The sequence below is a fragment of the Nocardioides dokdonensis FR1436 genome, assembly GCF_001653335.1.
Classification (GTDB): Bacteria; Actinomycetota; Actinomycetes; order Propionibacteriales; family Nocardioidaceae; genus Nocardioides; species Nocardioides dokdonensis.
Map to the genome: position 1 here is coordinate 559214 of NZ_CP015079.1, position 22613 is coordinate 581826.

20 protein-coding genes are annotated in these 22613 nt (G+C 72.3%); 6 read left to right on the forward strand and 14 right to left on the reverse strand.

Features of this window, described 5'->3' with window-relative positions; all coding sequences use genetic code 11:
• The first annotated feature begins 16 nt into the window (after positions 1-16).
• Positions 17-1753: a dolichyl-phosphate-mannose--protein mannosyltransferase gene (locus I601_RS02700; RefSeq protein WP_169834651.1), complete on the forward strand. Its 1737-nt coding sequence runs from the start codon at positions 17-19 to the stop codon at positions 1751-1753.
• Here I601_RS02700 and I601_RS02705 read toward each other — a convergent pair.
• Positions 1737-2543, reverse strand: a complete 807-nt coding sequence (locus I601_RS02705; protein WP_157519844.1) for an alpha/beta hydrolase family protein — start codon at positions 2541-2543, stop codon at positions 1737-1739. The genes I601_RS02700 and I601_RS02705 overlap by 17 nt on opposite strands.
• A gap of 151 nt (positions 2544-2694) precedes the next feature.
• On the opposite strand from I601_RS02705, the gene I601_RS02710 reads away from it, so the two are divergent.
• On the forward strand, positions 2695-3759 hold the full coding sequence (locus tag I601_RS02710; protein ID WP_157519846.1) for a hypothetical protein: 1065 nt from the start codon (positions 2695-2697) through the stop codon (positions 3757-3759).
• A gap of 5 nt (positions 3760-3764) precedes the next feature.
• Here I601_RS02710 and I601_RS20655 read toward each other — a convergent pair whose 3' ends face one another.
• Complete coding sequence (locus I601_RS20655) at positions 3765-4643, reverse strand: FHA domain-containing protein (protein ID WP_084527057.1); 879 nt, start codon at positions 4641-4643, stop codon at positions 3765-3767.
• A gap of 7 nt (positions 4644-4650) precedes the next feature.
• Positions 4651-4917, reverse strand: a complete 267-nt coding sequence (locus I601_RS02720) for a hypothetical protein (RefSeq protein WP_068106120.1) — start codon at positions 4915-4917, stop codon at positions 4651-4653.
• Positions 4918-5078: 161 nt separating this feature from the next.
• Here I601_RS02720 and I601_RS02725 point away from each other — a divergent pair, with 161 nt between their 5' ends.
• Positions 5079-5861: a phosphatase PAP2 family protein gene (locus I601_RS02725; protein WP_068106123.1), complete on the forward strand. Its 783-nt coding sequence runs from the start codon at positions 5079-5081 to the stop codon at positions 5859-5861.
• On the opposite strand, the gene I601_RS02730 is transcribed toward I601_RS02725, so the two are convergent.
• A complete protein-coding gene (locus tag I601_RS02730; RefSeq protein ID WP_068106125.1) occupies positions 5827-7968 on the reverse strand; it encodes a DEAD/DEAH box helicase in 2142 nt (713 codons plus the stop codon). The genes I601_RS02725 and I601_RS02730 overlap by 35 nt on opposite strands.
• Before the next feature lie 293 nt (positions 7969-8261).
• Positions 8262-9005, reverse strand: coding sequence for a sulfite exporter TauE/SafE family protein (locus tag I601_RS02735; RefSeq protein ID WP_068106128.1), 744 nt, complete (start codon positions 9003-9005; stop codon positions 8262-8264).
• Positions 9006-9121: 116 nt separating this feature from the next.
• On the opposite strand from I601_RS02735, the gene casG reads away from it, so the two are divergent.
• Complete coding sequence (gene casG, locus I601_RS02740; protein ID WP_068106131.1) at positions 9122-10795, forward strand: steroid-24-oyl-CoA synthetase; 1674 nt, start codon at positions 9122-9124, stop codon at positions 10793-10795.
• Here casG and dmpG read toward each other — a convergent pair.
• From dmpG to I601_RS02755, 3 genes are read right to left on the reverse strand one after another with little or no spacing between them, the layout of a single operon-like run.
• Positions 10792-11859: a 4-hydroxy-2-oxovalerate aldolase gene (gene dmpG / locus I601_RS02745; protein WP_068106134.1), complete on the reverse strand. Its 1068-nt coding sequence runs from the start codon at positions 11857-11859 to the stop codon at positions 10792-10794. The two genes, casG and dmpG, sit on opposite strands and share 4 nt — an antisense overlap.
• Positions 11856-12812, reverse strand: coding sequence for an acetaldehyde dehydrogenase (acetylating) (locus I601_RS02750; protein ID WP_068106137.1), 957 nt, complete (start codon positions 12810-12812; stop codon positions 11856-11858). Before I601_RS02750 ends, dmpG begins: the two co-directional genes overlap by 4 nt.
• Complete coding sequence (locus I601_RS02755) at positions 12809-13735, reverse strand: 2-keto-4-pentenoate hydratase (RefSeq protein ID WP_084527059.1); 927 nt, start codon at positions 13733-13735, stop codon at positions 12809-12811. Before I601_RS02755 ends, I601_RS02750 begins: the two co-directional genes overlap by 4 nt.
• A gap of 203 nt (positions 13736-13938) precedes the next feature.
• Here I601_RS02755 and I601_RS02760 point away from each other — a divergent pair, with 203 nt between their 5' ends.
• Positions 13939-14358, forward strand: coding sequence for a universal stress protein (locus I601_RS02760; RefSeq protein WP_068106140.1), 420 nt, complete (start codon positions 13939-13941; stop codon positions 14356-14358).
• Positions 14359-14518: 160 nt separating this feature from the next.
• Entirely contained in the window at positions 14519-16141 is a 1623-nt protein-coding gene (locus I601_RS02765) for an ABC transporter substrate-binding protein (RefSeq protein ID WP_084527061.1), read from the forward strand.
• Positions 16142-16408: 267 nt separating this feature from the next.
• Here the strand turns inward: I601_RS02765 and I601_RS02770 are convergent, their stop codons facing one another.
• The 6 genes from I601_RS02770 to I601_RS02795 all read right to left on the reverse strand — a co-directional run bounded on the left by I601_RS02770 (position 16409) and on the right by I601_RS02795 (position 22605).
• A complete protein-coding gene (locus I601_RS02770) occupies positions 16409-17053 on the reverse strand; it encodes an AMIN-like domain-containing (lipo)protein (RefSeq protein WP_068106142.1) in 645 nt (214 codons plus the stop codon).
• A gap of 106 nt (positions 17054-17159) precedes the next feature.
• Positions 17160-18587: an amidase gene (locus I601_RS02775; RefSeq protein ID WP_084527975.1), complete on the reverse strand. Its 1428-nt coding sequence runs from the start codon at positions 18585-18587 to the stop codon at positions 17160-17162.
• A 5-nt stretch (positions 18588-18592) separates the two neighbouring features.
• Positions 18593-19582 carry an ABC transporter ATP-binding protein gene (locus tag I601_RS02780; protein WP_068106147.1) on the reverse strand — a complete coding sequence of 330 codons (990 nt, stop codon included), beginning with the start codon at positions 19580-19582 and terminating at the stop codon, positions 18593-18595.
• Positions 19582-20625 (reverse strand): ABC transporter ATP-binding protein, encoded by a 1044-nt coding sequence (locus I601_RS02785; protein WP_084527063.1) that lies wholly within the window; start codon positions 20623-20625, stop codon positions 19582-19584. The genes I601_RS02780 and I601_RS02785 overlap by 1 nt, the downstream gene beginning before the upstream one ends.
• On the reverse strand, positions 20622-21662 hold the full coding sequence (locus tag I601_RS02790; RefSeq protein WP_068114231.1) for an ABC transporter permease: 1041 nt from the start codon (positions 21660-21662) through the stop codon (positions 20622-20624). Before I601_RS02790 ends, I601_RS02785 begins: the two co-directional genes overlap by 4 nt.
• Entirely contained in the window at positions 21655-22605 is a 951-nt protein-coding gene (locus I601_RS02795) for an ABC transporter permease (RefSeq protein ID WP_179948553.1), read from the reverse strand. Before I601_RS02795 ends, I601_RS02790 begins: the two co-directional genes overlap by 8 nt.
• Between the last annotated feature and the right edge of the window lie 8 nt (positions 22606-22613).

Sequence of the window (22613 nt, forward strand, 5' to 3'; positions counted from 1 at the left end):
CGTAGAGTTCGCCGGCGTGAGCACCGACGCGCCCGCACCGGGACCCGAGACGGTGTCGCTCTCCCGCACCGCCGACGGCAGCGTCGTGCCGACGGCGCAGGAGCGGGCGCAGGGACGGGACCAGGGGCGGCTGGCCCTCGAGGATCCGTTCGTCGGCTGGAGCGCCGCCGTGGGGCTGGGCCTGGTCGCGCTCTTCATGAGGCTGTGGAAGCTCGGGTCCCCGGCCGAGTTCCAGTTCGACGAGACCTACTACGCGAAGGACGCGTGGTCGCTGGTCAACCACGGGTACGTGCGCGGCTACGTCGACGGTGCCGACGAGCAGATCCTCGACGGCACGGTGCGCGGCCTGTGGCAGGACGACCCGTCGATGATCGTGCACCCCGAGGTCGGCAAGTGGCTGATCGGCCTGGGCGAGAAGCTCGTCGGGATGGACCCGACCGGCTGGCGGGTCTCCTCGGCCGTGGTCGGCGCCCTCATGGTCGTGGTGATGGCGCGCCTGGGCCGGCGCCTGACGGGCTCGACCGGGCTGGGGCTGGTCGCGGGCCTGCTGCTGATGCTCGACGGACTGCACTTCGTCCTGTCCCGCTTGGCGCTGCTCGACATCTTCCTGGCCTTCTTCATCCTCTGCGCCGTGGCCTGCCTGGTCGCCGACCGCGACTGGTACCGGGCCCGGATGGCGCGCCTGCAGAGCACCGCGGTGACCCACCCCCGCTCGTGGGGGCCCGTGCGCGCCTTGCTGTTCCGCCCGTGGCTGATGGCCAGCGGCGTCTGCTGGGGTCTGGCGGTGGGCACCAAGTGGACCGCGCTCTACCCGCTGGCCGCCTTCGGCATCCTGGTCTGGGTGTGGAGCGCCGGCGCGCGCCGCTCGTTCGGCGTACGCCGCCCGGTGCTGCGCTCGGTGCTGGCCGACGGCCTCCCGGCGTTCGCCCACCTGGTGCTGGTCGCGTTCGTGGTCTATGTCGCCACCTGGACCGGGTGGATGGTCAACGCCGCCGAGTACGAGCGGTCCCTGTCCTCGACGCAGTACACCCAGTTCACCGGCGCCGGGAAGTGCGAGGACGACTCGTTCGTCAGCGAGGACCCCGACACCGGCGCGCGCTGGCCCACCGCGGACCAGGCCGACGCCGCCGGCCCCGGCGAGCTCGTCCAGTCGCTGCGCTCCCTGTGGGCCTACCACCAGGACGTCTACGTCTTCCACACCCACTTCCTGAGCTGCTCGAGCCACACCTACCAGTCCGACCCGCTCGGCTGGCCGCTGCTCGGTCGCCCGGTCGGCGTCGCCGCCGACACCGGCATCGAGCCCGGCACCCGGGGGTGCGAGGCGCCCGAGGGCAGCGACTGCCTGCGCCAGGTGCTGCTGCTGGGCACGCCGGTGCTGTGGTGGGGTGGCTGCCTGGCCCTCCTCGCCGCCGCGGCGCTGTGGGTCGGCGCCCGCGACTGGCGCTACGGCGTCCCCGTGGTCGGCGCCCTGTCGACGTGGCTGCCGTGGTTGTTCTACGACGACCGCCCGATCTTCCTCTTCTACGCCTCCGCCATGCTGCCGTTCCTGGTGCTCGCCCTGACGTTGCTGATCGGACGACTGGTCGGCCCGTCCCGCGAGCCCAGCACGCGGCGCACCCTGGGCGTCGTGGCCGCCGGGTCGTTCGTCGTGCTCGTGCTGCTGAACTTCGCGTGGTTCTGGCCGGTCTACACCCACGAGCTCCTCACGCACTCGCAGTGGCTGGACCGGATCTGGTTCAGCCGCTGGATCTAGCGCCCTTCGCCTGCGCCGCGGCGCACTCGTTGGCGAACTTCACGACGTCGTAGGCGCTGTAGTGCGACGGGTCGTCGTGGGGACCCTGCACGGTGCGCACGGAGACGTCGGCGCCGAACTCCTGCAGCGCGGCCGAGAGCCGGCCGGTGTTGGGGGCGTAGGGCACGTACGGGTCGTAGGGGCTGGCCACGAAGCGGAACGTGGTGCCGGTGCGGGCGAGCTTGTAGGCGGTGTCGACCGGGTTGCGCTCGCGCGGGTAGGGACCGCCTCCGTAGGCCTTGCGGATGAAGCCGTCGGCGCCGGGCACGTTGCCCATCGTGGACATGTCGACCGCGGCCTTGACGCCGTACCAGCACGGGGGCGCCTGGTCCCCGTGGAGCAGGGCGTTCAGCGAGGTGGTGCCGCCCATGGAGGTGCCGAGGTACATCGTCACCTCGGCGCCGCCCTGGCGCTCGGCCCACTCCCAGACCCGGTTGGCGTCCTGCGTGGAGGCGGGGTTGCCCCAGGCCTCGCGGTGGAACATGGAGGAGGCGACCACCCAGCCGTCGCGTCGCAGCGCATCGAGCCAGGGTCCCTCCATCTTGTCGTTGACGTTGCCGCCCTGACCGTGGAAGAAGACGACGACACCCTTGGGGTCGTTGGTCGGCGGCAGGTTGACGCGCACCTTCTGGCCCTCGAGGTTGTCCTCGACCTTCTCGGCCGGGCGCTCCCCGCTCGCGCCGGTGGTGCCCAGCACCAGCAGCACCGCCAGCACCATCGCCAGCACCACCTGTGTCAGCCTCTTGGCCACGTCTCTCCCCCCTCGAACGACCCTCCCGGGCCCTTGGCCCGCCCACCTGACAACGAGCATCCGCACCGCGGGTGACGTCCCGGCCGATCGTGTCGCAATCGTGACCGCTGCTCGACCGGCACGCCACCCCCGCACCGGTAGACAGGGTCTCGTGCCACCCCACCCCCGCCGAGCGCGCCTCGCGAAGCCCCTGGGACTCCTCATCGCGGCAGCGCTGGGCGCCGTGGTGCTGGTGGGGTGCGAGGACGACGCGTCACCACCCCGCGAGCGGGCGACGGCTCCCTTCACGCTACCGGTGGGCGCGCCGGCCTTCGACCCGCGGGCCCCGGCCTGGTCCGTCGGAGGAACCCTGCACGTGGGCGAGCGCACCCTCGAGCTCGACCCGGCGCCGGCGGCGTTCGTGGTCACCCGCTGGGGCGTGCACTACCTCGCCGACGGCTCGCTGTGGTTCAGCGACGGCGGTCCGGCCACGCTGGTGGCACGGGTCAACACCACCCGGTTGCACCTCTCGCCGGACGGACGCCACCTGGGGCTGATGGACCGGGCGCACGGTCCGGAGGACGCCTTCGGCACCCATCTGGCGACCCCGGTCGTCCTCGACGTGGCCACCGGCGACCAGGTGCTGCGCAGCCCGGCGACCGACGACCTCGACGACCTGGACCTCGAGGATCTGTACGAGGACGCCGAGCCGGTCTTCCTGGGTCTCGACGCCGAGGCCGCCTACGTGGTCGACCCGGTCGCGGGCGGGACGTTCCGCCTGCCCCTGGACGGCGCGGACCCCGAGACCGTGCGCCCGGCCCGCGTGCCCGGTCTCGTCGGGGAGCGAGGCACCCCGGTGTCGTTGCACGCCGAGGAGGGCGGCGGGATGCGCCTCGCCGGACGTGGCGAGCAGTCCTACCTCGACGGCTGGCTCTCCCCGGGCGGCGACGCCCTCGTGGCCGCGGAGCGGACACGCGGCACCTGGTACGACGCCGCGGACGGCACGGCGCACCGGGTCGACACCGGAGACCGCTTCTTCTACCTGGGCGGCTGGGTCGACCACCGCACCTTCTACGGTGCCGCCAGCGCCCGCGGCAGCGCGTCCGGCCCCACCGGCCGCACCGTCGTGGTCACCTGCACGCTGGGGGAACGCCGGTGCGAGGTGGTCGGCACCGAGTTCGGCCTGCCCGAGCGACCCACGCTGCTCTTCGGCACCGGCAGCCCCGCCCTGCTCTGAGGCGGTCAGAGCTGCTCGAGGGCCACCTGGGCCACGGGAGCCCGGGGCGCCTGGGGTCGCGGCGGCTGCGGGGCCTGGTGACCGAGCTCGCCCCCGACCCGACCACCGTGCGGACGGCCGTGGTCGGCGTGCTCCTCCCGCGTGAAGACGAGGTGGTGCCCGCCGAGGTCGAGGCGGCTGCCGGTGCGCATCAGGACCGGCTCCACGACCGGCGCCCCGTGCACCCGGCTGAGCCCGGCGACCGGGTGCACGACGTACTCGTCGCGCTCGTCGTGCGTCATCACGGCGTGCACCGGCTCGAGGCCCGGCAGCACGATGTCGCAGGAGGCGTCGGAACCGATGCTCTGCCGCTCCGCCAGCCAGAAGACCGGCTGCCGCTCGCCGCCCCAGACCTGCTCGCGCACGAGCACCAGCCGCGGGTTGCCGCCGCCGGCGGGGTCGTGGGTGGTGGTGACGCGGCGCCGTCCCTGCGGGTGCATCGTCGGGAAGGGCGGCCACAACGTGGCCGGGGGGCTGAGGTCGAGACCGGGCAGGACCGGACCACGACCGGCCGCCCGGGAGCGCGCCGACGTCCAGGCACCTCGCAGGCTGCCGAGCCGGATGCGCCTCGAGCGCGTCAACCGGCGCTGCCACCAGGGAGCGCGGACCGCACCGAGGGTGACCAGGTGCGTCTCGCCGCGCACGACGCGCAGCACGATGTCGCGCGCGGCCAGCTCCGCTGCCACCTGGCGGATCACCGGTGCGTCACCCGCACCCGCGAAGGCGCCGGGGTCGTCGACGTCGAGGGTCAGCCGGTTGCCGACGCCGCTCAGGTGCCCGTGCAGGTCGCTCCGGCCCTCCCGCTCCAGGCTGAAGCGCAGGTCGGCGGAGACCTGGGTGCTCATCGTCGACTCACTTCTCGGCGCCCGGGGGCACCAGGTCGCCGTTGTCGGTCGTGGTGATGGTCAGCCGACCATCGATCTTCCACGTCGCACGCGGGGCCCGGGGACCGGTGTCGCGGGGCACCTCGACGCTCACGTCCTCGAACGCGTAGTGGATCGCCGCCTCGCGCCCGGTCAGGAACGACCACATCCGGCGGCCGAGGTCGGTCCAGTCGACCACCTCGTCGGTGCGGGATCCGTCCACGGCCTGGGTGCTGATGTCGCCTGTCGTCGCCATGACTCCTCCTTCATAGTTGAACATCTTGTTGAAGTTCTCTTACAAGAGTTGAACACACCACCACGGATGTGGCAAGGGGTGTCGCCGATCGACTGCTCCGGCTGCGGCATCTCCCCCGTAACGGGGCGGCGCCGGCCGGGATCGGCGGGCATCATCGAGAGATGAGCAACGTCGCCGCCGATGCTGCCCCCCGCACCGGGACGCCCCTCGCCCGAGCGCTGCCTGCCGTGCGCGAGGTCGGCCTCCTCGCAGTGCTGTACCTGGGCTACACCGCCTCTCGCCTGCTGGCCAGCGACGACGCGCACAGCGCGCGTGAGGTGGCGGGCTGGATCCTCGAGGTCCAGCAGGGCCTGGGGATCGCGGTGGAGGCCGAGCTGAACGGTTGGACCGCGGCGCACGTGGGCGTCGGCGTGGCGGCGTCGTACTGGTACTCCGTGACGCACTACGCCGTCACCGGCCTGGTGCTGCTCGGGATCTGGCTGCGCCGCCCCGACACGTACCGCACGACGCGCACGGTGCTGGTCGCCGCCACCCTCACCGCGCTCGCGTGCTACCTGGCGGTGCCGGTCGCTCCCCCGCGCCTGATGCCGGGCTACGTCGACGTGCTCGCCCAGACCGCGCCGTGGGGCTGGTGGGGCGGCAGCGCGTCGGCGCCGCGCGGGCTCGGGTCGATGACCAACCAGCTCGCCGCGATGCCGTCGATGCACGTCGGGTGGGCGGTCTGGGTGGCCCTGGCGCTCTCACGGGTGGTGCCGCCGTCCTGGCGGAGGGCGGTGTGGGCCTATCCCGTCCTGACCACGGTGGTCGTGGTGCTCACCGGCAACCACTGGGTGCTCGACGCCGTCGCCGGCGCCGCGGTCGTGCTGCTCGTCGACCGGGCCGTGCGCGCCTGGGCGGTGCGGCGCGGGGTCAGCGGTCCTGCTCGGCCTCCAGCGCCTCGGTGAGCAGCGCCACCAGGGCCTCGAGCTGCACGTCGGCCGACGAGCCGACCCCTTCGTCCGAGCCGTCCAGCGCCACCGCGGCCAGCCCGGCCTTGGAGTCGATGAGCTCCGCGATCTTGGTGTCGAGGGTCTGGGCCGCGATCACCCGCCACGCGGTGACCGGCAGCTCCTGGCCGATGCGGTGGATGCGGTCGATGGCCTGGGTCTGCTCGGCGTCGGTCCACGACAGCTCGGCCAGCACCAGGTTCGAGGCGACCTGCAGGTTCAACCCGACCCCGGCTGCCGAGAGCGAGCAGACGACGACAGCGACCTCCGGGTCCTCCTGGAAGGCCTTGATCGCCGCCTCGCGCACCTTCGGCGTCTGGTCGCCGCGGATGGAGACGTAGCGCAGGTCGCGCTTGGCGAAGGTCGCCTCGGCCACGTCCATGACGTCGATGTGCTTGGCGAAGAACACGACCTTGCCGACGCTGCGCGCCAGCTGGGCCGCGTAGTCGGCGGCCAGGCCCGCCTTGGCCTGGCCGATGCGGCGCATCATCGAGAAGACGTTCTCACCGTTCTTCGCGCTCGCGGTGTCCTCGCGCTCCCACGTCGCCACCCGACGCACCAGCTCGTGGTCGATGCCGTCGACGACCGAGCCGGAGGTGCGGGTCTCGAGCGCGGAGTGGTAGCGGGCGACCAGGCGACGGGCCAGCTCGCGCTCGGCGTCGCGGATGGAGCGGCCCAGGGCGTCGTCCAGCTCGACCGGCAGGTCGGCGACCCGGCGCGCGGGGATGTCGGCGGCCACGTCGACCTTGCGGCGGCGCACGATGCCCATGTCGATGACCTTGGCCCGTGCGGCGCCGTAGAAGGCCGGCTCGGCCGGGGTCAGCCCGGTCTCCTCCAGGGCGTCCATCAGCCGACCCAGCGGCTTGCGGTCGTCGATCCAGCCCAGGAACTGCCAGATGGCGCGGAAGTCCTCGAGGTCGTTGATGAGCGGGGTGCCGGTCAACGCCATCAGCAGCGGGTTCGCGGTGCGCGAGCGGATCCGCTCGGAGAGCTGCAGGACGTGCTGGCTGCGCTGGGAGGACTTGTTCTTGATGAAGTGCGCCTCGTCGACGACCATGCCCTTGAAGCCGAGGTCGCCGAGCCAGCCCACGTGGCGGTCCAGCACCTCGTAGTTGACGACCACGATGTCGGCGAAGCCGTCGATGTCGCTGCCGTCGCCGTGGATGACGGTGACCGGACGGTGCGGGGTCCAGAGCCCGGCCTCCCGGGCCCAGTTGGTCTTGACCACGTTGGGCACCACGCACAGCAGCGGGTAGGCGTCGGCGGCCTGAGCGGCGAGCAGCGCCTGCGCCGTCTTGCCGAGACCGGGCTCGTCGGCGAGCAGGAAGCTGCGGTGCCCCGCCGCGACCGCGGCGACCAGCTGCGCCTGGTGGGCCATCAGGGTCATGCCCTCCGGGGCGCGCACGGCCGAGGGGTCGGGCAGCGGCATGCAGGCGGGCGCCCCGCCGCCGGCGTACTCGAAGGAGCGGAAGAGGGGGCCCAGCAGCTCCCAGCCGGCGAGCCGGCCGGTGCGCGGGCGCCGTACGTCGGCCACCTCGAAGTCGGGCACGAGGAAGGGGTTGGCCAGCTGGCGCGACACCACCGAGGGCGGCACCACCCGGCGCTCGAGGGAGACGTCGCTGGTGACGTCGCTGGTCGGGGTGGGCTCCTCGACCGTGACCTCGAAGCCGGCGGCGCGCTGCATCTCGGCCTTGAGCTCGCGTGCGGAGTGCGAGAAGTCCGCGTCCTCGACGAGCAGCCCGAGCAGGCTGGTGTCGCGCGTCGAGGTCTTGGCCAGGATCGTCGCGACCCCGTCGAGCCGCTTGAGCTGGGCGGCCTTCTGCCCCTCCGAGGTCTCCGTGTCGGCCTTGATCCGGGCCCGCTCCTCGCGCACGAGGTGGGCCACGACCTGGAACTTCGTGCGCACCGAGGGCCGGACGGCGCCGCGCTGGACCGCGCCCTCGACCTCGCGCACCGCCTTGGCCAGGACCGGGATCATGCCCTCGTTGTCGAGGTCACGAGCACGTCGCTGGGCGCGCGGCGCCGTACGGGTGCCGCCGGACCGACGCTGGCCTCGTTGAGCCACAAGCTTCCCCTCTGGAGTGACACCGATGCACTCGCGCGGCGGGGCTCCTCACCACCGTCCGCAACCCCGTGCACCCGGGCGTACGACGTGTCACGGAGCCAGCAGGCCGGTCACGACACGACGCTCCAGCACGTCCCGGCGGCGTCGGCGAGCCAGACGACGGACCAAGGGTCCGCGGGCCCGCAGCGACGGGATCGGTACTGGTCGGACCCGAGCGCACCCGGGTACTGCTCCAGCGTAGCGCGCGCGCCGGCTCGCCGGTGCATCGCCACGCGGCGGCCCGTCTGGGCCCGTCAGGCCAGCGCGCCGGCCAGCGCGGCGAGGCTCGCGACCACGAGGCCGCCGAGCACGAGCCGGCGGAACGTCGTGGGCGAGAGCTGCTCGAAGACCAGGTCGCCCAGCCACCACCCCACCAGCACCCCGACCACGCCACCACCGGAGGCGACCAGCACCGTGGTGGTCAGCAGACCGAGCACCGCGAACGCCGCCATCGCCATCACGTCGTGCAGGCAGAAGACCGCCTGGAGGGTGGCCCGGAACGAGCGCTTCTCCAGTCCGGCCCCGTCCAGGACCAGCACCAGGGGCGGACCGTTCATGGCCGTCGAGGTCAGCAGGGCGCCGCTGACCGCGCCGGCGACCCGTTCGGCCGGACGCCCGGCGGGCAGCCGCACCCCGGAGGCCAGGGCGACCACCAGGAGCAGGACGGTGACCGCGATCAGCACCGCGAGGGCACGGGTGCTCATCAGCGTGACCGCCACCAGCCCGAGCGGCAGCCCGAGGACCGCCCACCCGGTGAGACGGCGCACCCGCGCCGGGTCCACCTCGGAGCGGTGCTGTGCCCAGCCGCGGGCGGTGACGACGACCCCGACCACCACGGCCACGGCGACGGCCTGCTCCGGCCCGACCACCCACGTCAGCAGAGGCACCGCGGCCAGGGCCAGCCCGAACCCGGAGACGGCCTGGGCCGCCCCGGCCACGACGAAGATGCCGGCCGAGACCAGGGCCACGACCCAGACCGGGTCGTCCAGGAGGTGCATGCGTGGAGGCTCGCGGTCACCGGCGCGCACGTCAACCCGCCGCCCTGCTCACCGGAAGTCCCGCAGGCCGGACGGTTTCCTCGCCACGCGGGCCCGGACGTGCTTGTCTCACGCGCATGACGACCTCCGCGCCGGCCTCCGACGCCCCTTCGCCCCTGGACGCCCTGCTCGCCCCCGGCGGACCCTTCGAGCTGGTGCCCGAGGAGGTGCTGGGCAGCGTCGTGCCGGTCTTCGTCCGCCGGCGGCGCGCCCTGCACGAGCTGCTGGCGGAGTCGGTCGAGCACGGGGACCGCGTCTACCTCGCCACGGCCGAGCACCGCGTCACCTTCGCCGAGCACGCGCGACGGGTCTCGGCGCTGGCCGCCGGGCTGCAGGAGGAGCACGGCGTCGCGCCCGGCGACCGGGTGGCGATCCACGCCGCCAACCGACCGGAGTGGATCGAGACCTTCTGGGCCGTCACCTCCCTCGGCGCCATCGCGGTCGGCTTCAACGCCTGGTGGTCCGCAGCCGAGACCACCGCCGCGGTGGAGCAGACCACGCCGGTGCTGGTCGTGGCCGACGCGAAGCGGGCCGCCCTGGTCGGCCCCGGCACCCCGGTGCTCGCCATGGAGGAGGCCCTGCCCGCACTCCTGGCCCGTCACGACGGGGCGCCGCTGCCCAGCAGCGACGTCGAGGAGGACGACCCCGCGGTCATCCTCTTCACGTCCGGCACCTCCGGGCACCCCAAGGGCGTGGTGCACACGCACCGCAACGTGCTCGCTGTCGTGGAGTACCACCGCTTCAACGACGCCGTGGCCGCCATCTTCGGCGACCCCACCGACCCCCGCGACAAGACCTACCTGCTCACGATGCCGCTGTTCCACGTGGGCTCGCTGCACAACCTGGCGGTCCCGCGCCTGGCGACCGGGTCGAAGGTCGCGCTGCACCTCGGAGCCTTCGACGTCGACCGGGTGCTGCGCCTGGTGGAGTCCGAGCGCGTCACCAACTGGGGTGCCGTGCCGACCATGGCGCACCGGATGCTGGAGCACCCCGACCTGTCGGCGTACGACACCTCGTCGCTGCGCGCGTTCGCGCTCGCCTCGGCCCCCTCCTCCCCCGCCTTCAAGCAGCGGCTGCGCGACGGCCTGCCGTTCGCCTCGATGCTCGTGGACTCCTACGGGCTGACGGAGACGTGCACCGCGGTCGCCGTCGCGTCGCCGATGGACCTGGCCGAGGCACCGGGCAGCCTGGGTCGACCGGTCCTCGGTGTGCAGGTGGAGATCCGCGACCCCCAGGGCCGCGCCCTCCCCGAAGGCGTCGAGGGCGAGGTGTGCGTGCGCAGCATGTTCGTGATGAAGGAGTACTGGGGCCACCCCGAGGCCACGGCCGCGGCGCTGCGCGAGGACCGCTGGCTGCACACCGGCGACATCGGCGTGATGGAGCAGGGCCGCGTGCGGCTCAGCAGCCGCCGCGCCGACCTGATCATCCGCGGCGGGGAGAACATCAACCCCGGTGAGATCGAGGCCGTGCTCGCCGAGCACCCGGCGGTGTCCGACGTCGTGGTGCTCGGCCTCGACGACGAGGCGCTGGGCCAGGTCCCCGGCGCGGTCGTCGTGCTCGCCGAGGGCGCCCAGGTGACGACCGAGGAGCTGGCCGACCACGTCGGTGAGCAGCTGGCCTACTTCAAGGTCCCGGTGCGCTGGCGCCTCACCGACCAGCCGCTGCCGCGCAACGCCACCGGCAAGGTGGTGCGCCGCGAGGTCCCCCGGCCCGACCAGGACCGGCCCGGCCGGGCCGGCCGGGCCGACTAGGCCCCGGCCGGCACGGTCTCGCGCTGGGCGACGAGGTTGAGCGCGATGTCGACGATCATGTCCTCCTGGCCGCCGACGAGCTGGCGGGCGCCGCACTCCATCAGGATCGAGCGCACGTCGAGGTCGTAGCGGGCGGCTGCGGCCTCGGCGTGGCGCAGGAAGCTGGAGTAGACCCCGGCGTACCCGAGGGTCAGCGTCTCGCGGTCCACCCGCACCGGGCGGTCCTGCAGCGGTCGCACGATGTCGTCGGCGGCGTCCTGCAGCGCGAACACGTCGCAGCGGTGGCCGAAGCCGTAGATGTCGGCGACCGCGACGAAGGCCTCGATCGGGCAGTTGCCGGCGCCCGCACCGTGACCGGCCAGCGAGGCGTCGACGCGGTAGACGCCGTTCTCGACGGCGACGACCGAGTTGGCCACCGAGAGCGAGAGGTTCTCGTGGGCGTGGATGCCGATCTCGGTGCCCGGGTCGAGCGCGTCACGGTAGGCCCGGACCCGGTCCTCGACACCGCGCAGCGTCAGGCGGCCCCCGGAGTCGGTGACGTAGACGCAGTGGGCGCCGTAGGACTCCATCAGCTTGGCCTGGCGCGCGAGCTCGTCGGCGGGGGCCAGGTGGCTCATCATCAGGAAGCCGGAGACGTCCATGCCGATCTCGCGGGCCTTGGCGATGTGCTGGGCGGCGACGTCGGCCTCGGTGCAGTGCGTGGCCACCCGCACCGAGCGCACGCCGAGGCTGTAGGCCAGCTCGAGCTCCTTGATGGTGCCCACGCCGGGCAGCAGCAGGGTGGTGAGCCGGGCGTTCCGGATCGACTCGGCCGCCGCCTCGATCCACTGCCAGTCGGTGTGCGAGCCGGGGCCGTAGTTGACGGTGCCGCCGGCCAGGCCGTCGCCGTGGGCCACCTCGATGGCGTCGACACCGGCGGCGTCGAGGGCGGTGACGATGCGACGTACGTCGGCGGGGTCGATGCGGTGGCGCACGGCGTGCATGCCGTCTCGCAGCGTGACGTCCTGGATGAAGATCTCGGGGCCGCCGGCGGTCTCGACCGCGGGCTGGGTGGGGGTGCTCATCGGGCGTTCTCCTTGGCAGCAGCCATCCGCTCGGCGACCTGCAGGCCGGCCGAGGTCATGATGTCGAGGTTGCCGGCGTAGGCCGGGAGGTAGTGCGCGGCGCCCTCGACCTCGAGGAAGACCGAGACCTGGTGGGTGGGCCGGGTGGTCTCGCCCTCGGCGAGCAGCGTCTCGACCGGCTGGTCGGCGGGGATCTCGGTGATCTGCACCTGCTGCTTGAGCCGGTAGCCGGGCACGTAGGCCGCGACGTCGCCGACCATCTTCTCCACCGAGGCGCGGATCTCGTCGTGCATCGAGGCGTCCGGAGCCACCACGAGGCAGTAGACGGTGTCGCGCATGATGAGCGGCGGTTCGGCCGGGTTCAGCACGATCACCGCCTTGCCGCGCTTGGCGCCGCCGACCACCTCGATCGCGTGGGACGTGGTCTCGGTGAACTCGTCGATGTTGGCGCGGGTGCCGGGGCCGGCCGACTTCGAGGCGATGGACGCGACGATCTCGGCGTACTCCACGGGCACCACGCGCGAGACCGCGGCCACGATCGGGATCGTGGCCTGTCCGCCGCAGGTCACCATGTTCACGTTGGTCTCGTCGACGTGGGCGTCGAGGTTGACCGCAGGCACGGTGAAGGGCCCGATCGCGGCCGGGGTCAGGTCGATGAGGCGCTTGCCGAGCGGGCGCAGCCGCGCGTCGTTGGCGACGTGGGCCTTGGCGGAGGTGGCGTCGAACACGATGTCGATGTCGTCGAAGCCCTCCATGGCCACCAGGCCCTCGACGCCCTCGGCGGTGATCGGCACGCCGAAGCGCGCCGCCCGGGCCAGGCCGTCGGAGGCGGGGTCGATGCCGACCATCGCGCCCATCTCGAGGTGCTGGGAGTGCCGCATCACCTTGATCATCAGGTCGGTGCCGATGTTGCCCGACCCGATGATGGCGACCTTGGTCTTCTTCTCGGTCATGACTGGTCCTTCTGCTGCGCTTGCTGGTGGGCCTGCTGGTGGGCCTGCTGGTGGGCCTGCTGGTGGGCCTGCTGGCGGTCGGTGGTCGGGAAGTGCGCGGTCACGGAGCCGAGGCCGCTGATCTCGGCGACGACGGTGGCGCCGGGGGTCACCGCACGCATCGGGCCCAGGGCGCCGGAGAGCACGACCTGGCCGGCACGCAGCGGTTCGCCGAACGTGCGGGCCTGGTGGGCGAGCCAGGCCACGGCCTTGAGCGGGTCGCCGAGGCAGGCGGCGCCGGTGCCGGTGGAGACCTCCTCGCCGTCGATGCTCATCGACATGGTCACCTCGACCGGCTCCACCTCCGCCAGGGTGCGCTGCTGGGTGCCGAGCACGTAGAGGCCCGACGAGGCGTTGTCGGCGACGGTGTCGGCGAACGAGATGTCCCAGTCCTGGATGCGGCTGTCGACGATCTCGATCGCGGCGACCGCGTAGGCGATCGCGCCGCGCACCTGGGCCAGGTCCAGCGGGCCCTCGGCGAGGTCCTCGGACAGCACGAACGCCACCTCGGCCTCGACCTTGGGCTGCAGGAGCCGCTCGACCGGGATGTCGGCGCCGTCGGGGAAGCCCATGTCGTCGAAGAGCACGCCGAAGTCCGGCTGGTCGACCCCGAGCTGGGTCTGCACCGCCTCGGAGGTCGCGCCGATCTTGCGACCGACCACGCGCGCACCCGCGGCGGTCCGCGTGGCGTTGAGGTGCTCCTGCACCAGGTACGCCGCCGCCACGTCCGTCGACCCGATCAGGTCGCGCACCGGGGCGCAGGGCGTCACGCTCGTGAGGGCGAGGACGAGCCGCTCGCCGGCTTCGGTCACCGTCGCGGCGTCGACGTCGGAGCGGGGTCGCTGCACGTCACCGTGCGGCACGTCGTACTGGTTGGGGGTCATCGGGGCTCCCGGACAGGGGACAGGACGCCCCCAGTGTCCGGCAAGCCCGGCGCCCGGCACGCAGGCATCCCACTCAGCGACACCCCCGGGCGGGCCTCGCCGGGGTCCCGCTGAGCAGACCGGGGCTGCGCGGACGCCCCGAACGCGGGATCGTGGACCCGGACCGTCCGGGCCGTGCGCGCCCGGGGCCGGAGGAGAAGACAATGCGAACGATCATCGTGGGCGTCGACGACAGCGAGACCGCCGGACGGGCCGCCGTGACCGCAGCCGAGCTGGCCCGCAGCACCGGCGCCCGGCTGCACGTGGTGTGCGCCTACGCCAAGGAGAGCGTCACCGAGGTCGGCGACGGCAGCGACCACTGGCACCTCACCGCCTCCGGCGTCGCTGCCGGCACCGCCGAGCGGGTCGCCGCCCAGCTCTCCTCGATCGCCTCGGACATCGTCGGCACAGCCGTGGAGGGCAAGCCGGCAGACGCGCTGGTCGAGGCCGCGACCGAGACCGGGGCGGACCTCATCGTGGTCGGGAACCGGCGAGTGCAGGGTCCCGGTCGACTGCTGGGCAGCATCGCCACCGCCGTGGCCCACCAGGCCCCCTGCGACGTCTACATCGCCCACACCCGCTGACTCGTGGCGCCGGACCAGACCGGCGCCACGGCCACCGCCCACTGAGTGGGAGTGAGCCGGGCCACGCCGCTGCGGGCGTACCTACTGTGACGGCTCGCACAGGTTGCTCGTTCGGCCTGCAGGCACCGGCCTGTCCCGTGCACCCACTCTTGGAGGAACAGTGAACACACGCATCTCGATGCGGGCTCGAGTGGCAGCGGTGCTGTGCTCCAGCGCGCTCGTTGTCACCGGCTGCGCCAGCAGCGACAGCACCGACGAGGGGTCGTCCTCGACAGCAGAGTCCGCCAAGGAGATCTACGTCGACGGGCTCGTCAACGTCGAGGAGGCCGGTGACCCCGTGGAGGGCGGCACGCTGAAGGTCGTGGAGTACTCCGAGGCCGCGACCCTCAACCCGATCCAGACCTACGCCACCGGCCAGACCGGCCTGAACGTGATGGCGTCGGTCTACGACACCCTCATGCGCTGGGACATGGAGTCGGAGACCTGGGAGCCGCAGCTGGCCGAGTCGCTCGAGACCGACGACGACGGCACCACCTGGACCCTCACCCTGCGCGAGGGCGTGGACTTCACCGACGGCACGCCCCTCGACGCCAAGGCGGTCCTGGGCAGCCTCAACTACTACTTCGCCGGCTACGGCTTCGGCGGCAGCACCATCCAGTCGAACCTGGACTCGATGGAGGCCACCGACGAGCGCACGGTCACCTTCACCTTCACCTCTCCCTGGGCGACGTTCCCGCAGATGCTCGCCGGCGGCCCCGGCCTGATCATGGCGCCGGCCGCGTACAAGAACCCCGAGAAGTTCCAGCCCATCGGCGCGGGCCCGTTCGTGCTCGACGACCAGGCGCCCGGCGAGAAGACCACCGTGGTCGCCAACGAGGACTACTTCGACGGTCGCCCCCCGCTGGACGCCATCGAGTTCCTGCTGATCCCGACCGACACGGCCAAGTACCAGTCGCTGGAGGCCGGCGAGGTCGACGTGGCCTACCTGCGCCAGGACGACATCGTGGTCGACGCGGTCGAGGAGGGCTGGGCCGGCGCGATGAACGCCGTCAGCGGTGCGCGCACCCTCAACCTCAACGCCCGTGAGGGCACGCCGACCAGCGACGTGCGCGTGCGCCAGGCGATCAACCTGGCCATCGACGCCGGCACCTACCTGCAGCGGACCACCGACGCCTCCGACCTGGCCGACCGCAGCCTGATGGCTGACTTCTCCACCTGGAGCACCGACGTCGAGCCCGTCGAGGCCGACGTCGAGGCCGCCGCGGCACTGCTCGAGGAGGCCAAGGCCGACGGCTTCGACGGCAAGGTGCGCTACCTCGGCCAGTCGGACGCCTCCGCCAAGGCCGGCGCGGTCGCGATCAAGGCGATGCTCGAGGCCGCCGGGTTCGAGGTCACCCTCGACCTCGTCAACACGGTCGCCGACCAGGTCAAGAAGATCTACGTCGACGGCGACTTCGACATCGCCCTCGGTGGCACCTCGATCTCCGACTCCGACCCGTACTCGCGCCTCTACGTGGCCCTGAACAGCACCTCGGGCTCCAACCCGGGTCGCTACGCCAACCCCGACATGGACGCGCTGCTCGCCGAGCTGAAGACCGCGGTCGGTCCCGAGGAGGGTCTCGACACGATGGCCGAGATCGAGGAGCTGTGGAAGGACGAGGTGCCCTACATCAACCTCTCCGGCGGCGCCTTCTTCGAGGCCTGGGGCGACAACGTCCACGGCATCCAGCCCACCTCCGAGGCCGCGGTCCTCTTCGACGAGGCCTGGATCTCGCAGGACTGACCTGACCCGCACCTGACACACCCGTCGCCCCGGTCCTCCCTACGGAGGGCCGGGGCTTCGGCGCTCCCGGGACCGGCACTCCCTGCCCGGCACCAGGGGCCGAGAGACAGGGCCAGGGACCAAGGACCAAGGACTAGGGACCAAGACCAGGGACCAAGACCAAGACCAAGACCAAGACTGCGCGAGTCGGCCCAAATGTCGCACTGAGTCGGCGCGAACCGCGCGGACTCAGTGCGACATTTGGGCCGACTCGCGCGTCTCCTGGGGTCAGTCGTCGAGGACGTCGACCACCAGGCGCGGTGGGCCGGTGAGCGCGAAGACCCGGAACGGGGCCGGATCGTCGTCGATCCCGACCAGCACCTGCGTGTAGCCCTCGAACGTGCCACCGACGTGGACGTCCTCGACCTCGCCCCCGTCCCCCGGTGCGAACTGCCGGGGGCCGTCGTAGGACTCTCCGTCATCCGCCGGGTACGTCGTGCCCGAGGCGTAGATGTCCAGCACCGCACTGCCGTCGAGCGTGACGCCCTCGCCGCTCCCGTCGAGGACGGCCTCGTCCACGTAGCCCACCGCCCAGCCCGGGGTGCCCGAACCCGAGAACTCGAGCACGACGCGGTCGTAGCCCTCGTGCTCACCTACGCGCACGTCCACCAGCACGAGGTCCCACTCCCCCGAGTTCTCGGCCGTCTGGTCGGCCGTGCCCTGCGGGAAGGCCGGGGTGCCGGTGGGCTCCGACGAGGTGGTCGGGCTGCTGCTGCTCGGCTCGGTGCTGCTCGGCTCGGTGCTGCTCGGCTCGGTGCTGCTGGGCTCGGCGCTGCTCGGATCGGCACTGGTCGGCTCGGCCCCGTTGCCGCAGGCCGCCGCGAGTGCAGCGACGGCGGCCGCGCTCAGGAAAGTGGTCGTGAGTCGTCGCATCGTCCCTCCTCGGCTCGGTGCCGCCGATCGTAGCGATCAGTCGAGAAGACGTGCGTGAGCCCCGGCGTCCAACCCCAGCGCGAGTCAGCGCGACATTCGCGCCGGGTCAGCGCGACATCTGCGCCGGGTCGGCGAAGGGGGCGTGGGTCGGCCAGGGGGCCGCCTGCTCGAGCTGGGCCGCCAGGGCCAGCAGCAGGCCCTCGCCGCCGAGGTCGGCGATCACCTGCACGCCGATCGGCATCCCGCGCTCGTCGGTGCCGAAGGGCACCGAGACGGCCGGGGCTCCGGTCACGTTGCAGATCGAGGTGTAGGCCGAGATCAGCCGGCCGTGCTCGTACATCGTGTCCGGACGCCGGGGGTCGGCCACGCCCAGCTCCGGGGTCGGTCGGGCCAGGGTCGGGGTGAGCACGACGTCGAGGTCGGCGTACGTCGTGCCCATCTCGCGCGCGATCCGCTCGAAGCCCTGCAGGGCGCGCACCAGGTCGGCGGCGGAGAGGGTGGAGTAGCGCTCGTACATGGCCCGGGTGAACGGCTCGATGTCGTCCTCGCGCAGCTCCCGCCCCAGCTCCTGGAGACGGTCGTCGACGAGGGCGACGAGACCGGCCCCCATCACCCGCCCCGAGCAGGTGAGCACCTCGCCGAGGCGGTAGCGCAGCTCGGTCTCCACGACCTCGTGGCCCAGGTCGTCGAGCAGGTCGGCGGCGCGGCGCACCGCTGCCGCGCACTCGGGGTCGGTGTCGGGGCCGTCAGGGACCGTGGTGGCGACACCGATGCGCAGCCGACCCGGTCCGGCCTGCATCCGAGCGAGGAACCCGGCCGGTTCGGACGGGGCCGCGAAGAGCGCCCCCGGCGGTGTCGTCGAGGTCAGGTCGAGCAGCAGCGCCGAGTCGCGCACGGAGGTGCTCAGCACGTGGTGCACGCTGACGGGGCCCGCGAGCGAGGAGTCGTACGGCGCTCCGGGCACCCGGCCGCGGCTCGGCTTGAGGCCGAGGAGACCGCACATCGCGGCCGGGATCCGGATCGAGCCGCCACCGTCGTTGCCGTGCGCCACCGGGACCAGACCGGCGCTCACCGCGGCCGCCGAGCCGCCGCTGGAGCCACCCGTCGACCGCGAGGTGTCCCACGGGTTGCGGGTCGGGCCGTGCAGGAGCGGCTCGGTGCTGGTGCCGTTCTTGCCCAGCTCGGGGGTGTTGGTGGTGCCGAGCACGACCATCCCGGCCGCTCGGTAGCGCCGGACGAGCTCGCTGTCCTGCTGGGCGACGACGTCGGCGAAGAGCCGTGAGCCGCCCGCGCTGGGCAGCCCTGCGACGTCGGCGGCGAGCGGCTTGACGAGCGTGGGGACCCCGGTCAGGGGTCCCGGCGGGAGCCCCCGCTCGACGTCCTCGAGGGCGGCCTCGAACCGGGTGCCGATGACGGCGTTGAGGCCGGGATCGAGCCGCTCGATGCGCGCGATGCTCGCCTCGACGGCTTCCCGGGCGCTCAGCTCCCCGTCGCGGATCGCTGCTGCGAGCGCCGTGGCGTCCTGTCCTGGCACGGTGGTCACAGGACGGGGTGGTGGCAGGCGACGAACTGGCCGGGCCGGACCTCGCGCAGCTCGGGCTCCTGGGTCGCGCACTGGTCGGTGGCCAGCGGGCACCGGGTGCGGAAGCGGCAGCCCGACGGCGGGTTGATCGGCGAGGGCAGCTCGGTCGAGGTGGGAGTGAGGTCCCCGTCGCGGTCGTTCGCCCCCGGGATCGAGGAGAGCAGCATCCGCGTGTAGGGGTGGGCGGCGTGGTCGTTGATGTCCTCGGAGGCGATGACCTCGCAGGTCTTGCCCAGGTAGAGCACCATCACCCGGTCGCTGATGTTCTTGACCACCGACACGTCGTGGGCGATGAAGATCATGCTCAGGGAGTACTGCTCCTTGGTGCGCTCCAGCAGGTTGAGGATCTGCGCCTGCACCGAGACGTCGAGGGAGGAGACCGGCTCGTCGCAGATCAGCACCGTCGGGTTCATCATCAGGGCCCGCGCGATGCACACCCGTTGGCACTGACCACCGGACAGCTCGTGGGCGCGACGGTCCCAGACCACGTCCGGGTCCAGGCCCACCGCGGTGAGCGTCTCGCGGACCAGCTTCTCCTTGTCCGCCTCGCTCCCCCCGAAGCCCCAGATGGACAGGCCCTCGGCGACCAGGTCCTTGACCTTGCGCCGCGGGTTCAGCGACGAGGTCGGGTCCTGCATGATCATCTGCATCTTCGCGCGGGCCCGACGCAGCGCCCGCCCGGGCAGGCCCGTCAGCTCGCGCTCGCCCAGGAGCACCCGGCCCGAGGTGGGCGCGGGGAGCTGCATCAGGGCCCGACCGGCGGTCGACTTGCCGCACCCGGACTCACCGAGGATGCCCAGGGTCTCCCCCGGGAGCAGGTCCAGGTTCATGCCGGACACCGCGTGCACCTTCATGCCGCGCCCGACCGGGAACTCCACGACGAGGTCGTCGACGGTCAGGACGGGGCTGGCGTCGGTGCGCATGTGCGCGGTTCCACTGCCGGCCATCAGCGGGTCTCCTCGAGCAGCGTGCGCGCAGCGGCAGCAGCCGAGCCTGGCGCAGGGACGATCAGGGGGTAGTGACAGGCGATCAGGTGCGGGTTCGCGGAGCCGACGTGGTCCAGCAGCGGCGGCGACTCCTGGACGCAGCGGTCCTGGGCGTACTGGCAGCGCGGAGCGAACCGGCAGCCGGGCGGCGGCGAGATCATGTCCGGGGGCGTGCCGTCGATGGCGCGCAGCAGCGTGTGCGGCTTGTCCTCCATGCGCGGGATCGAGGCCAGCAGCGCCTCGGCGTACGGGTGGCCGGGCTCCGCGAAGACGGTGCCGGTCCCCGACGACTCCACGACCCGACCGGCGTACATGACCTGCACCCGGTCGGTGCGTCCCTCGACGGCCCCGAGGTCGTGGCTGATCAGGATCGTGGCCATGTTCAACGTCTGGCTCAGGGAGGCCAGGAGGTCGAGGATCTGCTTCTGCACCGTCACGTCGAGCGCGGTGGTCGGCTCGTCGGCGATCAGCAGGTCCGGTCCGCAGCACAGCGCCATCGCGATCACGACGCGCTGGCGCATGCCGCCGGACAGCTCGTGGGGGTACTGCGTCATGCGTCGGGTCGGCTCCGGGATGCCGACCTGCGTGAGCAGCTCGATGGCGCGGTCGCGGGCCTCGGTCTTGCCCATCGAGAAGTGCAGGCGCAGTGCCTCGGTGATGTGGGTGCCGATCTTCTTGACCGGGTTCAGCGACGTCATCGGGTCCTGGAAGACCATCGCCACCGTCGGTCCCCACAGCTTGCGGCGACGCTTCGCGCTCAGGGCATGCACGTCCTGACCGGCGATGCGCACCGAACCTGTCACGGAGGTCGTGGGGCCGTTGGAGATCAGCCCCATGATGGTGCGGCCCAGCACGGACTTGCCCGAGCCGGACTCGCCCACGATGCCGAGGGTCTCCCCCGGCTTGAGGGTCAGGGAGACGCCGTCGACGGCGCACACGGCGCCGCGCGGGGTCTGGAAGGTGGTGCGGAGGTCGTCGACCTCGAGCAGGTTCTCGGTGATCACAGCTTGGCACTCCTGGTGTCCCAACGCTTCTGGGCCTTCTCGCCCAGCAGGTTGAAGGAGAAGACGGTGAGGAACAGGAAGGCGCCGGGCACCAGCACGATGTGCGGGTAGTCCTCCATGGTGCCGCCCTCGGCCTCGGCGATCATGTTGCCCCAGGTGGGCTCCGGGGCCTGGATGCCCAGGCCCAGGAAGCTGAGGGACGCCTCGGCCACGATGAGCACCGAGATCATCACGATGACCATCGAGAAGACCGGCAGCACGACGTTGGGCACCAGCTCCCGGACCATCACGCGCAGCTTGGTGGCTCCCATCGCCCGAGCGGCGAGCACGAACTCGCGCTGGGCGAAGGCGATGGTGTTGGCGCGGGCCAGCCGGATCATGCTCGGGATGGTCAGCAGCGCCAGGGCGAGCGCGATGTTGCGGATCTTCGGGTCGAGCACCGTTCCGAGCGCGATCAGGAGGATGAGCGGCGGAACGGCGAGCAGGGCGTTGGTGAAGATCCCGATCACGCTGTCGACACCGGCACGGAAGTAGCCGGCCACGACTCCGATGGAGCCGCCGATCAGCGTGCCGATGGTGACGGCCATCAGGGAGACGATCAGCGAGGTCCGGGCCCCGTAGACCGAGCGCGCCAGCATGTCGAGGCCGTAGTTGTTGGTGCCGAGCGGGTGCTCGCTGGTCAGCACCGGGGTCTGGTAGCTCGGCTCGCTGAGCGCGGTGGCCACGTCGACGTGCTCGCCCAGCGGCAGCAGCGGCGCGAGGGCGGCGACCGCGATCAGCAGCACCAGCCACGCGGAGGCCAGCAGGAACAGCATGTCGGGGCGCTCACCGCGCCAGCCCCACACCAGGCGCGAGAGGCCCTGCACGACCAGGCCCAGGCCGAGCAGGAAGAGCAGGGCCTTCACGGCGAGGACGAGGGCCGGGGTGCTCCACCCGAAGACCATCAGGGCCAGCCCGGCGACGAGCAGGACCGCACCGAGGCCGGTCATCCGTCCGCGGGACATCGTGGTGCCGACGAGCGTCGGCTTCCTAGGCATGAACACGTCGCGTCCTCGGGTCAAGGTAGCCGTACGAGAGGTCGATGCCGGCGTTCACCACGACGTAGATGAGCGCGACCAGGAGGACGGCCCCCTGGACCATCGGGAAGTCGCCCTGGTTGGCGGCATTGACGATGAGGCTGCCCATGCCGGGCAGCGCGAAGAGGTACTCCACGATCACGGTGCTGCCGATGAGCCGTCCCATGCTGATGCCCAGCAGGGTGACCAACGAGAACGACGAGGGCCGCAGGGCGTCGGCGACGAGGATCCGGCGCGGGGACATGCCCTTGGCCCTGGCCGCGAGGATGTAGTCCTCGTGCAGCGTGACGATCAGGTCGTTGCGCAGCACCCGGGTGAACAGCGCCAGCTCCATCAGCGCGATCGTCAGCGCCGGCAGGATGGCGTGGTAGAGGTTCTGGACGGGGTCCTCGCTCAGGCGCACCCACTGTGCGCGGGGGAACCAGCCGAGCCCGTTCGAGAAGATCGCGATCAGCAGCAGCCCGGCGAGGAACGAGGGCACCGAGAGCACCGCGAACATCGAGGCGCCGATGGCCCGGTCGATCAGGCCCCCCTCGTGGGCGGCGCTCCACATCGCCAGCGGGACGGCGAGCAGCAGGGCGATGACCAGGCCCATGGCGCCGAGCTGGGCGCTGACGGGCAGCGCGCTCAGCACTCGCGAGAGCACGTCGCTCTGCGGCGGGACCAGGGAGGCACCCAGGTCGCCGGTCAGGGCGGAGCCCAACCACTCGGCGTAGCGGGAGAGGACGTTGCCGTCCAGGCCGAGCTCGGTGCGCTTGGCGGCGTACTCAGCCGGGGTCCGCCCCTCACCCAGGATGGAGACCGCGGGGTCCCCGGGCAGGAGCGAGACCAGCATGAAGACGCCGAAGCTCACCAGGAGCAGGACTACTGCCAGCTCGGAGAGCCGTTTCAGCGGTGTGCGCATCAGTGCTC